Source organism: Vibrio sp. M60_M70 (assembly GCF_037162085.1).
Classification (GTDB): domain Bacteria; phylum Pseudomonadota; class Gammaproteobacteria; order Enterobacterales; family Vibrionaceae; genus Vibrio; species Vibrio diabolicus.
On the sequence record NZ_JARLUL010000001.1, the window covers coordinates 3,174,995 to 3,192,281 of the forward strand.

Annotated in this window: 2 protein-coding genes, 4 tRNA genes and 7 rRNA genes; all 13 read right to left on the reverse strand. The window is 48.8% G+C overall.

Annotated elements, in window-relative coordinates:
* Positions 1-129: 129 nt before the first annotated feature.
* Positions 130-205 (reverse strand) — tRNA-Ala (locus P4S59_RS14825).
* A gap of 45 nt (positions 206-250) precedes the next feature.
* A tRNA-Ile gene (locus tag P4S59_RS14830) sits at positions 251-327 on the reverse strand.
* A 66-nt stretch (positions 328-393) separates the two neighbouring features.
* Positions 394-1,946, reverse strand: a 16S ribosomal RNA gene (locus P4S59_RS14835).
* Between the two features lie 315 nt (positions 1,947-2,261).
* A 5S ribosomal RNA gene (gene rrf / locus P4S59_RS14840) occupies positions 2,262-2,378 on the reverse strand.
* 93 nt (positions 2,379-2,471) lie between these two features.
* Positions 2,472-5,360: ribosomal RNA gene (locus tag P4S59_RS14845) — 23S ribosomal RNA — on the reverse strand.
* 265 nt (positions 5,361-5,625) lie between these two features.
* Positions 5,626-5,701, reverse strand: a tRNA-Ala gene (locus P4S59_RS14850).
* A gap of 45 nt (positions 5,702-5,746) precedes the next feature.
* A tRNA-Ile gene (locus P4S59_RS14855) sits at positions 5,747-5,823 on the reverse strand.
* A 66-nt stretch (positions 5,824-5,889) separates the two neighbouring features.
* Positions 5,890-7,442: ribosomal RNA gene (locus P4S59_RS14860) — 16S ribosomal RNA — on the reverse strand.
* Between the two features lie 315 nt (positions 7,443-7,757).
* Positions 7,758-7,874 (reverse strand): 5S ribosomal RNA (gene rrf / locus P4S59_RS14865).
* Between the two features lie 93 nt (positions 7,875-7,967).
* Positions 7,968-10,856: ribosomal RNA gene (locus tag P4S59_RS14870) — 23S ribosomal RNA — on the reverse strand.
* Positions 10,857-11,135: 279 nt separating this feature from the next.
* A 16S ribosomal RNA gene (locus P4S59_RS14875) occupies positions 11,136-12,688 on the reverse strand.
* Together the 16S, 23S and 5S rRNA genes with 4 tRNA genes alongside form the textbook arrangement of a ribosomal RNA operon.
* Positions 12,689-13,506: 818 nt before the next feature.
* Positions 13,507-15,642, reverse strand: a complete 2,136-nt coding sequence (locus P4S59_RS14880; protein WP_025502247.1) for a lysine decarboxylase CadA — start codon at positions 15,640-15,642, stop codon at positions 13,507-13,509.
* A gap of 117 nt (positions 15,643-15,759) precedes the next feature.
* Positions 15,760-17,106: a cadaverine/lysine antiporter gene (gene cadB, locus P4S59_RS14885; protein WP_010444364.1), complete on the reverse strand. Its 1,347-nt coding sequence runs from the start codon at positions 17,104-17,106 to the stop codon at positions 15,760-15,762.
* Between the last annotated feature and the right edge of the window lie 181 nt (positions 17,107-17,287).

Genomic DNA, 17,287 nt, shown 5'->3' on the forward strand with positions numbered 1-17,287 from the left:
TACATGAATACTTTGAGAACTTTACAAACAACAATAAATTGTTGTTTTGTCAGCTTTCCAAATTGTTAAAGAGCTAGATTTTCTGATGAAAACCATTTTTAAAGATTCTTTTTCAAGAACACTTAAAGATGGTGGAGCTATGCGGGATCGAACCGCAGACCTCCTGCGTGCAAGGCAGGCGCTCTCCCAGCTGAGCTATAGCCCCATCAAGGTGTGTCGATACTGTATGCCAATTTCTTGGGAAGGAAATTGGTGGGTCTGAGTGGACTCGAACCACCGACCTCTCGCTTATCAGGCGAACGCTCTAACCACCTGAGCTACAGACCCAGTATCGTCTCTTTACTTTATAAACCGTATCAATCTGTGTGAACACTCATCGCAATAATCATCGTTTAAGGAGGTGATCCAGCGCCAGGTTCCCCTAGCGCTACCTTGTTACGACTTCACCCCAGTCATGAACCACAAAGTGGTAAGCGTCCCCCCGAAGGTTAAACTACCTACTTCTTTTGCAGCCCACTCCCATGGTGTGACGGGCGGTGTGTACAAGGCCCGGGAACGTATTCACCGTGGCATTCTGATCCACGATTACTAGCGATTCCGACTTCATGGAGTCGAGTTGCAGACTCCAATCCGGACTACGACGCACTTTTTGGGATTCGCTCACTTTCGCAAGTTGGCTGCCCTCTGTATGCGCCATTGTAGCACGTGTGTAGCCCTACTCGTAAGGGCCATGATGACTTGACGTCGTCCCCACCTTCCTCCGGTTTATCACCGGCAGTCTCCCTGGAGTTCCCGACATTACTCGCTGGCAAACAAGGATAAGGGTTGCGCTCGTTGCGGGACTTAACCCAACATTTCACAACACGAGCTGACGACAGCCATGCAGCACCTGTCTCAGAGTTCCCGAAGGCACCAATCCATCTCTGGAAAGTTCTCTGGATGTCAAGAGTAGGTAAGGTTCTTCGCGTTGCATCGAATTAAACCACATGCTCCACCGCTTGTGCGGGCCCCCGTCAATTCATTTGAGTTTTAATCTTGCGACCGTACTCCCCAGGCGGTCTACTTAACGCGTTAGCTCCGAAAGCCACGGCTCAAGGCCACAACCTCCAAGTAGACATCGTTTACGGCGTGGACTACCAGGGTATCTAATCCTGTTTGCTCCCCACGCTTTCGCATCTGAGTGTCAGTATCTGTCCAGGGGGCCGCCTTCGCCACCGGTATTCCTTCAGATCTCTACGCATTTCACCGCTACACCTGAAATTCTACCCCCCTCTACAGTACTCTAGTCTGCCAGTTTCAAATGCTATTCCGAGGTTGAGCCCCGGGCTTTCACATCTGACTTAACAAACCACCTGCATGCGCTTTACGCCCAGTAATTCCGATTAACGCTCGCACCCTCCGTATTACCGCGGCTGCTGGCACGGAGTTAGCCGGTGCTTCTTCTGTCGCTAACGTCAAACAACGCCGCTATTAACGACGCCGCCTTCCTCACGACTGAAAGTACTTTACAACCCGAAGGCCTTCTTCATACACGCGGCATGGCTGCATCAGGCTTGCGCCCATTGTGCAATATTCCCCACTGCTGCCTCCCGTAGGAGTCTGGACCGTGTCTCAGTTCCAGTGTGGCTGATCATCCTCTCAGACCAGCTAGGGATCGTCGCCTTGGTGAGCCCTTACCTCACCAACTAGCTAATCCCACCTAGGCATATCCTGACGCGAGAGGCCCGAAGGTCCCCCTCTTTGGCCCGTAGGCATCATGCGGTATTAGCCATCGTTTCCAATGGTTATCCCCCACATCAGGGCAATTTCCTAGGCATTACTCACCCGTCCGCCGCTCGACGCCGTTATCGTCCCCCGAAGGTTCAGATAACTCGTTTCCGCTCGACTTGCATGTGTTAGGCCTGCCGCCAGCGTTCAATCTGAGCCATGATCAAACTCTTCAATTTAAGATTTTGTTCGGCTCAATGAATACTGAACATTACATAAGTAATGTTTGAATTGACTGTGCTGAATCCGAAGATTCAATGGTCACTTCGTTTCATTGAAACCTAATTTGATACCGAGGTATCTAATTGGATTATCATCAACGAGTGCCCACACAGATTGATAGGTCTATATTGTTAAAGAGCTTGGCTTTCAGTGCCTTAGCACTTAAGCGAGGTGCGTATAATACGCTTTCCACTTTGAAAGTCAACATAAAACTCTAAAAAGATTAGAACTTTATGGTGACTTGCTTAAATCTTAAGCAAGTGCAAAATAAAGCCTGGCGATGTCCTACTCTCACATGGGGAAGCCCCACACTACCATCGGCGCTATTTCGTTTCACTTCTGAGTTCGGCATGGAAGTCAGGTGGGTCCAAAACGCTATGGTCGCCAAGCAAATTCTTTAATCTGGAAAGCTGTTTCTTAATTCTCGTTCTTACACATTCAATGTTCTTTCATTGAGTCCATCAAAACCCCTTGGGTGTTGTATGGTTAAGCCTCACGGGCAATTAGTACAGGTTAGCTCAACGCCTCACAACGCTTACACACCCTGCCTATCAACGTCGTAGTCTACGACAACCCTTTAGGATACTTAAAGTATCAGGGAGAACTCATCTCAAGGCTCGCTTCCCGCTTAGATGCTTTCAGCGGTTATCGATCCCGAACTTAGCTACCGGGCAATGCGTCTGGCGACACAACCCGAACACCAGAGGTTCGTCCACTCCGGTCCTCTCGTACTAGGAGCAGCCCCTTTCAATTCTCCAACGCCCACGGCAGATAGGGACCGAACTGTCTCACGACGTTCTAAACCCAGCTCGCGTACCACTTTAAATGGCGAACAGCCATACCCTTGGGACCGACTTCAGCCCCAGGATGTGATGAGCCGACATCGAGGTGCCAAACACCGCCGTCGATATGAACTCTTGGGCGGTATCAGCCTGTTATCCCCGGAGTACCTTTTATCCGTTGAGCGATGGCCCTTCCATTCAGAACCACCGGATCACTATGACCTGCTTTCGCACCTGCTCGAATTGTCATTCTCGCAGTCAAGCGGGCTTATGCCATTGCACTAACCTCACGATGTCCAACCGTGATTAGCCCACCTTCGTGCTCCTCCGTTACGCTTTGGGAGGAGACCGCCCCAGTCAAACTACCCACCAGGCACTGTCCGCAACCCCGATAAGGGGTCGACGTTAGAACATCAACACTACAAGGGTGGTATTTCAAGGACGGCTCCACGCAATCTAGCGACTGCGCTTCAAAGCCTCCCACCTATCCTACACATGTAGGGTCAATGTTCAGTGCCAAGCTGTAGTAAAGGTTCACGGGGTCTTTCCGTCTAGCCGCGGGTACACTGCATCTTCACAGCGATTTCAATTTCACTGAGTCTCGGGTGGAGACAGCGTGGCCATCATTACGCCATTCGTGCAGGTCGGAACTTACCCGACAAGGAATTTCGCTACCTTAGGACCGTTATAGTTACGGCCGCCGTTTACCGGGGCTTCGATCAAGAGCTTCGACCGAAGTCTAACCCCATCAATTAACCTTCCGGCACCGGGCAGGCGTCACACCGTATACGTCATCTTACGATTTTGCACAGTGCTGTGTTTTTAATAAACAGTTGCAGCCACCTGGTATCTGCGACTCTCAATAGCTCCATCCGCGAGGGACTTCACCGTCGAGAGCGTACCTTCTCCCGAAGTTACGGTACCATTTTGCCTAGTTCCTTCACCCGAGTTCTCTCAAGCGCCTTGGTATTCTCTACCCGACCACCTGTGTCGGTTTGGGGTACGATTCCTTACAATCTGAAGCTTAGAGGCTTTTCCTGGAAGCATGGCATCAATGACTTCACATCCGTAGATGCTCGACGTCGTGTCTCAGCCTTAAAGAGAGCCGGATTTACCTAACTCTCAAGCCTACGCACTTGAACCTGGACAACCGTCGCCAGGCCCACCTAGCCTTCTCCGTCCCCCCATCGCAATTGTAAGAAGTACGGGAATATTAACCCGTTTCCCATCGACTACGCCTTTCGGCCTCGCCTTAGGGGTCGACTTACCCTGCCCCGATTAACGTTGGACAGGAACCCTTGGTCTTCCGGCGAGGAGGTTTTTCACCCCCTTTATCGTTACTCATGTCAGCATTCGCACTTCTGATACGTCCAGCATGCGTTACCACACACCTTCAACCGCTTACAGAACGCTCCCCTACCCAATACTCAAAGAGTATTGCCGCAGCTTCGGTTTACTACTTAGCCCCGTTACATCTTCCGCGCAGGCCGACTCGACCAGTGAGCTATTACGCTTTCTTTAAATGATGGCTGCTTCTAAGCCAACATCCTGGCTGTCTGAGCCTTCCCACATCGTTTCCCACTTAGTAGTAATTTGGGACCTTAGCTGGCGGTCTGGGTTGTTTCCCTCTCCACGACGGACGTTAGCACCCGCCGTGTGTCTCCCGGATAGTACTTACTGGTATTCGGAGTTTGCAAAGGGTTGGTAAGTCGGGATGACCCCCTAGCCTTAACAGTGCTCTACCCCCAGTAGTATTCGTCCGAGGCGCTACCTAAATAGCTTTCGGGGAGAACCAGCTATCTCCAGGTTTGATTGGCCTTTCACCCCTAGCCACAAGTCATCCGCTAATTTTTCAACATTAGTCGGTTCGGTCCTCCAGTTGATGTTACTCAACCTTCAACCTGCCCATGGCTAGATCACCTGGTTTCGGGTCTATATCCAGAGACTGAACGCCCAGTTAAGACTCGGTTTCCCTACGGCTCCCCTAGATGGTTAACCTTGCCACTGAATATAAGTCGCTGACCCATTATACAAAAGGTACGCAGTCACAGGACAAGCCTGCTCCTACTGCTTGTACGTACACGGTTTCAGGTTCTATTTCACTCCCCTCACAGGGGTTCTTTTCGCCTTTCCCTCACGGTACTGGTTCACTATCGGTCAGTCAGTAGTATTTAGCCTTGGAGGATGGTCCCCCCATATTCAGACAGGATATCACGTGTCCCGCCCTACTCGATTTCACTGAATATGCGTCGTCAGTTACGGGGCTATCACCCTGTATCGCCAAGCTTTCCAGCTTGTTCACCTAACGCCTATAAAGCTTAAGGGCTAGTCCAATTTCGCTCGCCGCTACTTTCGGAATCTCGGTTGATTTCTTTTCCTCGGGGTACTTAGATGTTTCAGTTCCCCCGGTTCGCCTCGTTATGCTATGTATTCACATAACGATACTTACTTATGTAAGTGGGTTTCCCCATTCGGAAATCCCAGACTCAAATGGTTTTTACTACCTAATCTGGGCTTATCGCAAGTTAATACGTCCTTCATCGCCTCTGACTGCCAAGGCATCCACCGTGTACGCTTAGTCACTTAACCATACAACCCGAAGGAGTTTCGAATTGATGTTAAACAACCAAAGTTGTCTCTCATTATTTGAATGAGCGAGAGACATATCGATTTTGCCGGACTCAAATTCCAAGAACACTTGAATGTGTTTTTAGTTGTATTCAAATACATGAATACTTTGAGAACTTTACAAACAACAATAAATTGTTGTTTTGTCAGCTTTCCAAATTGTTAAAGAGCTAGATTTTCTGATGAAAACCATTTTTAAAGATTCTTTTTCAAGAACACTTAAAGATGGTGGAGCTATGCGGGATCGAACCGCAGACCTCCTGCGTGCAAGGCAGGCGCTCTCCCAGCTGAGCTATAGCCCCATCAAGGTGTGTCGATACTGTATGCCAATTTCTTGGGAAGGAAATTGGTGGGTCTGAGTGGACTCGAACCACCGACCTCTCGCTTATCAGGCGAACGCTCTAACCACCTGAGCTACAGACCCAGTATCGTCTCTTTACTTTATAAACCGTATCAATCTGTGTGAACACTCATCGCAATAATCATCGTTTAAGGAGGTGATCCAGCGCCAGGTTCCCCTAGCGCTACCTTGTTACGACTTCACCCCAGTCATGAACCACAAAGTGGTAAGCGTCCCCCCGAAGGTTAAACTACCTACTTCTTTTGCAGCCCACTCCCATGGTGTGACGGGCGGTGTGTACAAGGCCCGGGAACGTATTCACCGTGGCATTCTGATCCACGATTACTAGCGATTCCGACTTCATGGAGTCGAGTTGCAGACTCCAATCCGGACTACGACGCACTTTTTGGGATTCGCTCACTTTCGCAAGTTGGCTGCCCTCTGTATGCGCCATTGTAGCACGTGTGTAGCCCTACTCGTAAGGGCCATGATGACTTGACGTCGTCCCCACCTTCCTCCGGTTTATCACCGGCAGTCTCCCTGGAGTTCCCGACATTACTCGCTGGCAAACAAGGATAAGGGTTGCGCTCGTTGCGGGACTTAACCCAACATTTCACAACACGAGCTGACGACAGCCATGCAGCACCTGTCTCAGAGTTCCCGAAGGCACCAATCCATCTCTGGAAAGTTCTCTGGATGTCAAGAGTAGGTAAGGTTCTTCGCGTTGCATCGAATTAAACCACATGCTCCACCGCTTGTGCGGGCCCCCGTCAATTCATTTGAGTTTTAATCTTGCGACCGTACTCCCCAGGCGGTCTACTTAACGCGTTAGCTCCGAAAGCCACGGCTCAAGGCCACAACCTCCAAGTAGACATCGTTTACGGCGTGGACTACCAGGGTATCTAATCCTGTTTGCTCCCCACGCTTTCGCATCTGAGTGTCAGTATCTGTCCAGGGGGCCGCCTTCGCCACCGGTATTCCTTCAGATCTCTACGCATTTCACCGCTACACCTGAAATTCTACCCCCCTCTACAGTACTCTAGTCTGCCAGTTTCAAATGCTATTCCGAGGTTGAGCCCCGGGCTTTCACATCTGACTTAACAAACCACCTGCATGCGCTTTACGCCCAGTAATTCCGATTAACGCTCGCACCCTCCGTATTACCGCGGCTGCTGGCACGGAGTTAGCCGGTGCTTCTTCTGTCGCTAACGTCAAACAACGCCGCTATTAACGACGCCGCCTTCCTCACGACTGAAAGTACTTTACAACCCGAAGGCCTTCTTCATACACGCGGCATGGCTGCATCAGGCTTGCGCCCATTGTGCAATATTCCCCACTGCTGCCTCCCGTAGGAGTCTGGACCGTGTCTCAGTTCCAGTGTGGCTGATCATCCTCTCAGACCAGCTAGGGATCGTCGCCTTGGTGAGCCCTTACCTCACCAACTAGCTAATCCCACCTAGGCATATCCTGACGCGAGAGGCCCGAAGGTCCCCCTCTTTGGCCCGTAGGCATCATGCGGTATTAGCCATCGTTTCCAATGGTTATCCCCCACATCAGGGCAATTTCCTAGGCATTACTCACCCGTCCGCCGCTCGACGCCGTTATCGTCCCCCGAAGGTTCAGATAACTCGTTTCCGCTCGACTTGCATGTGTTAGGCCTGCCGCCAGCGTTCAATCTGAGCCATGATCAAACTCTTCAATTTAAGATTTTGTTCGGCTCAATGAATACTGAACATTACATAAGTAATGTTTGAATTGACTGTGCTGAATCCGAAGATTCAATGGTCACTTCGTTTCATTGAAACCTAATTTGATACCGAGGTATCTAATTGGATTATCATCAACGAGTGCCCACACAGATTGATAGGTCTATATTGTTAAAGAGCTTGGCTTTCAGTGCCTTAGCACTTAAGCGAGGTGCGTATAATACGCTTTCCACTTTGAAAGTCAACATAAAACTCTAAAAAGATTAGAACTTTATGGTGACTTGCTTAAATCTTAAGCAAGTGCAAAATAAAGCCTGGCGATGTCCTACTCTCACATGGGGAAGCCCCACACTACCATCGGCGCTATTTCGTTTCACTTCTGAGTTCGGCATGGAAGTCAGGTGGGTCCAAAACGCTATGGTCGCCAAGCAAATTCTTTAATCTGGAAAGCTGTTTCTTAATTCTCGTTCTTACACATTCAATGTTCTTTCATTGAGTCCATCAAAACCCCTTGGGTGTTGTATGGTTAAGCCTCACGGGCAATTAGTACAGGTTAGCTCAACGCCTCACAACGCTTACACACCCTGCCTATCAACGTCGTAGTCTACGACAACCCTTTAGGATACTTAAAGTATCAGGGAGAACTCATCTCAAGGCTCGCTTCCCGCTTAGATGCTTTCAGCGGTTATCGATCCCGAACTTAGCTACCGGGCAATGCGTCTGGCGACACAACCCGAACACCAGAGGTTCGTCCACTCCGGTCCTCTCGTACTAGGAGCAGCCCCTTTCAATTCTCCAACGCCCACGGCAGATAGGGACCGAACTGTCTCACGACGTTCTAAACCCAGCTCGCGTACCACTTTAAATGGCGAACAGCCATACCCTTGGGACCGACTTCAGCCCCAGGATGTGATGAGCCGACATCGAGGTGCCAAACACCGCCGTCGATATGAACTCTTGGGCGGTATCAGCCTGTTATCCCCGGAGTACCTTTTATCCGTTGAGCGATGGCCCTTCCATTCAGAACCACCGGATCACTATGACCTGCTTTCGCACCTGCTCGAATTGTCATTCTCGCAGTCAAGCGGGCTTATGCCATTGCACTAACCTCACGATGTCCAACCGTGATTAGCCCACCTTCGTGCTCCTCCGTTACGCTTTGGGAGGAGACCGCCCCAGTCAAACTACCCACCAGGCACTGTCCGCAACCCCGATAAGGGGTCGACGTTAGAACATCAACACTACAAGGGTGGTATTTCAAGGACGGCTCCACGCAATCTAGCGACTGCGCTTCAAAGCCTCCCACCTATCCTACACATGTAGGGTCAATGTTCAGTGCCAAGCTGTAGTAAAGGTTCACGGGGTCTTTCCGTCTAGCCGCGGGTACACTGCATCTTCACAGCGATTTCAATTTCACTGAGTCTCGGGTGGAGACAGCGTGGCCATCATTACGCCATTCGTGCAGGTCGGAACTTACCCGACAAGGAATTTCGCTACCTTAGGACCGTTATAGTTACGGCCGCCGTTTACCGGGGCTTCGATCAAGAGCTTCGACCGAAGTCTAACCCCATCAATTAACCTTCCGGCACCGGGCAGGCGTCACACCGTATACGTCATCTTACGATTTTGCACAGTGCTGTGTTTTTAATAAACAGTTGCAGCCACCTGGTATCTGCGACTCTCAATAGCTCCATCCGCGAGGGACTTCACCGTCGAGAGCGTACCTTCTCCCGAAGTTACGGTACCATTTTGCCTAGTTCCTTCACCCGAGTTCTCTCAAGCGCCTTGGTATTCTCTACCCGACCACCTGTGTCGGTTTGGGGTACGATTCCTTACAATCTGAAGCTTAGAGGCTTTTCCTGGAAGCATGGCATCAATGACTTCACATCCGTAGATGCTCGACGTCGTGTCTCAGCCTTAAAGAGAGCCGGATTTACCTAACTCTCAAGCCTACGCACTTGAACCTGGACAACCGTCGCCAGGCCCACCTAGCCTTCTCCGTCCCCCCATCGCAATTGTAAGAAGTACGGGAATATTAACCCGTTTCCCATCGACTACGCCTTTCGGCCTCGCCTTAGGGGTCGACTTACCCTGCCCCGATTAACGTTGGACAGGAACCCTTGGTCTTCCGGCGAGGAGGTTTTTCACCCCCTTTATCGTTACTCATGTCAGCATTCGCACTTCTGATACGTCCAGCATGCGTTACCACACACCTTCAACCGCTTACAGAACGCTCCCCTACCCAATACTCAAAGAGTATTGCCGCAGCTTCGGTTTACTACTTAGCCCCGTTACATCTTCCGCGCAGGCCGACTCGACCAGTGAGCTATTACGCTTTCTTTAAATGATGGCTGCTTCTAAGCCAACATCCTGGCTGTCTGAGCCTTCCCACATCGTTTCCCACTTAGTAGTAATTTGGGACCTTAGCTGGCGGTCTGGGTTGTTTCCCTCTCCACGACGGACGTTAGCACCCGCCGTGTGTCTCCCGGATAGTACTTACTGGTATTCGGAGTTTGCAAAGGGTTGGTAAGTCGGGATGACCCCCTAGCCTTAACAGTGCTCTACCCCCAGTAGTATTCGTCCGAGGCGCTACCTAAATAGCTTTCGGGGAGAACCAGCTATCTCCAGGTTTGATTGGCCTTTCACCCCTAGCCACAAGTCATCCGCTAATTTTTCAACATTAGTCGGTTCGGTCCTCCAGTTGATGTTACTCAACCTTCAACCTGCCCATGGCTAGATCACCTGGTTTCGGGTCTATATCCAGAGACTGAACGCCCAGTTAAGACTCGGTTTCCCTACGGCTCCCCTAGATGGTTAACCTTGCCACTGAATATAAGTCGCTGACCCATTATACAAAAGGTACGCAGTCACAGGACAAGCCTGCTCCTACTGCTTGTACGTACACGGTTTCAGGTTCTATTTCACTCCCCTCACAGGGGTTCTTTTCGCCTTTCCCTCACGGTACTGGTTCACTATCGGTCAGTCAGTAGTATTTAGCCTTGGAGGATGGTCCCCCCATATTCAGACAGGATATCACGTGTCCCGCCCTACTCGATTTCACTGAATATGCGTCGTCAGTTACGGGGCTATCACCCTGTATCGCCAAGCTTTCCAGCTTGTTCACCTAACGCCTATAAAGCTTAAGGGCTAGTCCAATTTCGCTCGCCGCTACTTTCGGAATCTCGGTTGATTTCTTTTCCTCGGGGTACTTAGATGTTTCAGTTCCCCCGGTTCGCCTCGTTATGCTATGTATTCACATAACGATACTTACTTATGTAAGTGGGTTTCCCCATTCGGAAATCCCAGACTCAAATGGTTTTTACTACCTAATCTGGGCTTATCGCAAGTTAATACGTCCTTCATCGCCTCTGACTGCCAAGGCATCCACCGTGTACGCTTAGTCACTTAACCATACAACCCGAAGGAGTTTCGAATTGATGTTAAACAACCAAAGTTGTCTCTCATTATTTGAATGAGCGAGAGACATATCGATTTTGCCGGACTCAAATTCCAAGAACACTTGAATGTGTTTTTAGTTGTATTCAAATACATGAATACTTTGAGAACTTTACAAACAACAATAAATTGTTGTTTTGTCAGCTTTCCAAATTGTTAAAGAGCAATAATAGCTCGAAGCTTTCGCTTCAAAACCATCAATCTGTGTGAACACTCATCGCAATAATCATCGTTTAAGGAGGTGATCCAGCGCCAGGTTCCCCTAGCGCTACCTTGTTACGACTTCACCCCAGTCATGAACCACAAAGTGGTAAGCGTCCCCCCGAAGGTTAAACTACCTACTTCTTTTGCAGCCCACTCCCATGGTGTGACGGGCGGTGTGTACAAGGCCCGGGAACGTATTCACCGTGGCATTCTGATCCACGATTACTAGCGATTCCGACTTCATGGAGTCGAGTTGCAGACTCCAATCCGGACTACGACGCACTTTTTGGGATTCGCTCACTTTCGCAAGTTGGCCGCCCTCTGTATGCGCCATTGTAGCACGTGTGTAGCCCTACTCGTAAGGGCCATGATGACTTGACGTCGTCCCCACCTTCCTCCGGTTTATCACCGGCAGTCTCCCTGGAGTTCCCGACATTACTCGCTGGCAAACAAGGATAAGGGTTGCGCTCGTTGCGGGACTTAACCCAACATTTCACAACACGAGCTGACGACAGCCATGCAGCACCTGTCTCAGAGTTCCCGAAGGCACCAATCCATCTCTGGAAAGTTCTCTGGATGTCAAGAGTAGGTAAGGTTCTTCGCGTTGCATCGAATTAAACCACATGCTCCACCGCTTGTGCGGGCCCCCGTCAATTCATTTGAGTTTTAATCTTGCGACCGTACTCCCCAGGCGGTCTACTTAACGCGTTAGCTCCGAAAGCCACGGCTCAAGGCCACAACCTCCAAGTAGACATCGTTTACGGCGTGGACTACCAGGGTATCTAATCCTGTTTGCTCCCCACGCTTTCGCATCTGAGTGTCAGTATCTGTCCAGGGGGCCGCCTTCGCCACCGGTATTCCTTCAGATCTCTACGCATTTCACCGCTACACCTGAAATTCTACCCCCCTCTACAGTACTCTAGTCTGCCAGTTTCAAATGCTATTCCGAGGTTGAGCCCCGGGCTTTCACATCTGACTTAACAAACCACCTGCATGCGCTTTACGCCCAGTAATTCCGATTAACGCTCGCACCCTCCGTATTACCGCGGCTGCTGGCACGGAGTTAGCCGGTGCTTCTTCTGTCGCTAACGTCAAATAATGCAGCTATTAACTACACTACCTTCCTCACGACTGAAAGTACTTTACAACCCGAAGGCCTTCTTCATACACGCGGCATGGCTGCATCAGGCTTGCGCCCATTGTGCAATATTCCCCACTGCTGCCTCCCGTAGGAGTCTGGACCGTGTCTCAGTTCCAGTGTGGCTGATCATCCTCTCAGACCAGCTAGGGATCGTTGCCTTGGTGAGCCCTTACCTCACCAACTAGCTAATCCCACCTAGGCATATCCTGACGCGAGAGGCCCGAAGGTCCCCCTCTTTGGCCCGTAGGCATCATGCGGTATTAGCCATCGTTTCCAATGGTTATCCCCCACATCAGGGCAATTTCCTAGGCATTACTCACCCGTCCGCCGCTCGACGCCGTTATCGTCCCCCGAAGGTTCAGATAACTCGTTTCCGCTCGACTTGCATGTGTTAGGCCTGCCGCCAGCGTTCAATCTGAGCCATGATCAAACTCTTCAATTTAAGATTTTGTTCGGCTCAATGAATACTGAACATTACATAAAGTAATGTTTGAATTGACTGTGCTGAATCTTTCGATTCAATGGTCACTTCGTTTCATTGAAACCTAATTTGAAACCGAAGTTTCTAATTGGATTATCATCAACGAGTGCCCACACAGATTGATAGGTTTATATTTTTAAAGAGCTTTTCTAACTTATCCAGCAACTTAGTTGCTCGTCGTTAGGGGTGCGTATCTTACTCCGCACCGTGAGAGAGTCAAGCATTTTTTCAAATTTCTTTTTCTCTCACTTCCGACTCGCTGTGTGACTTTCGTCTCACTCCGTGTCGGTGGATGCGCAGTATAGGGGGTTGAGAAATTAGCACAAGCGTTTTTTGCAAAAAAACCTTCAACCGCACAAATAACGAGCATTCTGCATAGATACTCAACGATCTTGTCTAATATTTCGGGTTGCAGAGGATCTTTTCATGAAGAAACACCTGACTTCCGCATTAAAAGATCGCCGATTTCTTTGCTATTTCGGTTGCTGATCTGATCTCTCTTGGTTCTTTTTTCTCTTTCTACCTATATAAAGACGAAAAAAAGAGCAGAACGATGACGAACTGCTCTTTTGGTCTTTGCTTTTTATTTGGGGTACTTCAGGTGAAGTCTTGGAAAAGTGTTTCTTCTATATAGAAGAAAAGATCAGAGCATCCTTGCCCTTCTTTTTACGACAGATTAGTTAGGGGTATATCTAAATGTCGTTATTGTTCGATGACGCATTGAGCTCGTAAGAGTGGAGCATGCTTGCATTCCCAATGGCGTCATCTTCGAGAGGAACTTAGTTCTTCAATACTTTTACGGTGTAGCTACCATCTTTTTGTTGGTATAGACCGTGGATGTCGGTTTCGAAACCTGGGTAATGCGCACCGATCTCACAAAGCATCTCTAGGAAGTCCAGCACAGGGCGAGACTCTTGAGTCACCATTTCACCAGGAAGTACTAGTGGCACACCTGGAGGGTAAGGAAGGATCATGTTCGCACTTACGCGGCCAACCATTTCTTCCAGTTTGATTTCTTCTACGTTACCGCGAAGCTCTTCTTGCCATGCTGCGTGCGGTGTTACTTTCATTTCTGGAAGTACATCGAACGCTTTGTACATTAGCTCTGGTAGGTTGTATTTCTTAGTTAGGTCATGGATTGCTTGTGCTAGTTCTTGAACGCGCATGCCTTCATAGAAGCTTGGGTCTTCGTTGTATAGCGAAGGTAGGAAGCTCTTGATGGTTAGGTTCAAGTCGTAGCCACGTTTAAATTCAGTTAGGCCGCGTAGCAATTGCATTGCTTTTGATTTGTCGATACCGATTGAGAATAGGAACAACAAGTTGTATGGACCTGTTTTCTCTACCACGATGCCGCGCTCGTCTAGGAATTTAGCCACCAGCGAAGCAGGAATACCTGATTCTTCTAGTTCGCCTTCTTTATTCATCCCTGGAGTCAGTAGCGTTACTTTGATTGGATCAAGATACATGTGGTTGTCATCCATGTTCTTGAAGCCGTGCCATGTGTCGCTAGGGTCTAGTTTCCAACATTCAGTGCTATCGATGTTTTCTGGTTGCCATACATCGAAGAACCAGCTGTCACTTTCTGCTTCTAGGCGTTTGATCTCTTTACGGAAGCGGATTGCGCGATCGATAGAGTCTTGCATCAACTTCTTACCAGTGTTGCCGCGCATCATTGCCGCTGCTGTTTCAGTAGAAGCAACAATGCCGTACTGAGGTGAAGTTGAAGTGTGCATCATGAATGCTTCGTTGAAAGACTCTTTATCAAAGTCACCTTTCACGTGAATCATTGAAGCTTGTGAGAACGCTGCCAACAGTTTGTGTGTTGATTGTGTCTCGTAGAACACTTTGCCTGGCATCGCTTCACCACTCATACCGCATTTACCTTCGTAAATTGGGTTGAAGTTAGTGTAAGGCACCCAAGCACTGTCGAAGTGGATGTGTTTACAATCTAGCGACTCTTTGATGAATTGCGTGTTGTACAGCAGGCCATCGTAAGTTGAGTTAGTCACTACTGCGTAACTTGGCGCTGTTGCACCTGGTGTTTTCGCCACTTTCTCTGCAATGACATCACGGCTGAATTCACTTTGTGGAATACCACCAAGAATGCCGTATGCGTTACGAGTTGGGCGGAAGTAGATTGGTGTCACGTCGCTCATCATCATTAGGTGAGTCAGAGACTTGTGACAGTTACGGTCAATCAGTACTGTGCTGCCTGCAGGCGCTGAGTACATACCAACGATTTTGTTCGATGTAGACGTACCGTTAGTTACGATGTAAGAGCTATCCGCATTGAATGTACGTGCAATGTATTCTTCTGCATCTTTATGTGGACCTGAGTGGTCTAGTAGAGAACCTAGCTCAGGCATTGAGATTGATACGTCCGCTTTGAATGTGTTTGGACCGTAAAAATCGTAGAAGATGCTACCAGCAGGACTTTTCTGGAATGCAGTACCACCCATGTGACCTGGAGTACAGAAGGTGTATTTACCTTCTTCTACGTATTTGAATAGCGCTTTAGTGAATGGAGGCATGATTGCATCTTTGTATGCCTCAGTCGCTTGGTTGATTTTGATAGCGATGTCGTCAGCCATACCTAAAGCATACTCAAAGAAGCTCACGTTTAGACGTAGGTCTGTTAGTGAAATGTCTAGAGTAGACTGTTCGTTAGCAAATGCGTGAACAGGTAGTTTTTCGTTGATTTGGCTAATACGTTCACATAGCTCTAGTGAGTATTTATCCCAGTCGAACAGCACACCGCAAATGCGTGGGTTCATCTCAATCATTTTGATCAAGTCTTTATCATCTACTGGGTAAACCACTTCGTAGCCCGCTTTCTCAAGAGCAGCGTGAAGTTGACGAACTGGCTCTTCTTTAAAGAACACACCCATGTGGTTCAAGATAGCGAATATATTCATTTGGACATCTCCAAGGCGAATGAGGGCGCTCTTTGCCATTTACAGGCAATGAGTAAGGTGAGCGCCGCGTGAATTTGAGTTTTATGGGTTGGCACCGTAGTGCCAGCGTTTTGGGGATTAGTTGCTTGCTTGAGCAGCTACGTCTTCGTCAGCATGAAGCTTCATGTACTGAGCTAGACCTGCTTTTTTGCTGTAGAACATCAAGATAACAAGAGACACGATGAAGGTTGCTGTTAGCGTACCGCCCTCTGCACCTGCTAGTGCAATGAAGCAGAACAGACAAGCCACACCAGAGAACAGCATTACGAAGCCGTTGCGTGTTGTCATACCTTCGAAGCGAATCAAGTTAATGCTTGAGTAGAAGTAAGGCAGCATAGTTAGTAGAACTGCGTCAGTTGTTAGCTGGTTGAATAGGTCTGATGCGTGCGCTGTTTTAGAGCTGAAGAACATCAGTACAACCATCAGTGCAGTCATCTTGATTGACGCAAGGATTAGACCTTTCTTAGGCACACCGTTTTTGTCAGTTTCGCCGTAGATTTTAGGGAAGTTGCCGTCGTTTGCTGCGCGTTTACCTGCTTCACCTACAAGCATCATCCAAGAACCTAGCGAAGTGAAACATGCTAGCGCTGTGAATGCTGATACGAATGGTGCTGTCCAGCTACCGAATAGCTCAGTGGTTGCTAGTGCAAATGGCGCACCTGATGCCGCAACTTCTGACGCTGGGAACATGCCGCTGATCATTTGAGTTGATAGGATGTAAATCACACCTGCGATACCAGTACCCAACATAGTTGCTAGTGGTACAGTACGTTTAGGGTTTTCTACCATACCAGTCGATACCGCTGCTGATTCCACACCTACGAATGACCATAGACAGATAAGAACCGCTGTTACTACCGCATGGCTGTCAGTGCCTGCTGATACGTTCCAGTTTTGGCTGTAAAGCGCAGTATCGAAGTGCGTCCAACCAAATGCAGCTGTACCAACAACTGGGATAAGGATAAGAACTAGACCAAGCGTACATAGACGGCTTACCCAGCTACCACCAAGTAGGTTGACGAAAGTGAAGATCCATACCGATGCAATCGTCGCAATACCTGCTGGGATTGGGTTATTAAGCACAGGGAAGAATACTGAAAGGTAAGAAACACCTGTAATGGCAATAGCCAGGTTACCAATCCAGTTCGCGTGGTAATAAAGAACGCCCGTTTGGAAACCAAAGACAGGTGAAACTTCGCCAGCGTAAGCGATAGGACCACCTTCTTGAGGGTTTTTGGTTGCCAGACGAGCGTAAACAAACGCAAGGCTCAGTGCACCGATCAAACAGATCAGCCAACTGAAAATTGAAACAGAGCCTACTGAAGCTAGGCTAGAAGGTAACAGTGCAATACCACTACCCATCATGTTACCGGCTACTACACCCGTACAGGCAATTAGGCCGATTTTTTTCGTATTCGATGACATAACATCTCCAAATCTATTCTACTCAAGTCAACGTGACTCAAACTGAACGGTTATTAGCGAGATGCTATGAAGTAGATACCTGCTCGACCTCGCTAAATTTCGAAGTGAAGACTACGCCCAAAAATCGGGAAAAAAATAAACTTGGCGTTATCAATAAAATGATTAGTTAATCAACATCAAG

What these genes read in the sequence shown, in the direction of transcription:
- P4S59_RS14880 (WP_025502247.1), bottom strand. Translation starts at nt 15,642, where the DNA reads ATGAATATATTCGCTATCTTGAACCACATGGGTGTGTTCTTTAAAGAA.
- cadB (WP_010444364.1), bottom strand. Translation starts at nt 17,106, where the DNA reads ATGTCATCGAATACGAAAAAAATCGGCCTAATTGCCTGTACGGGTGTA.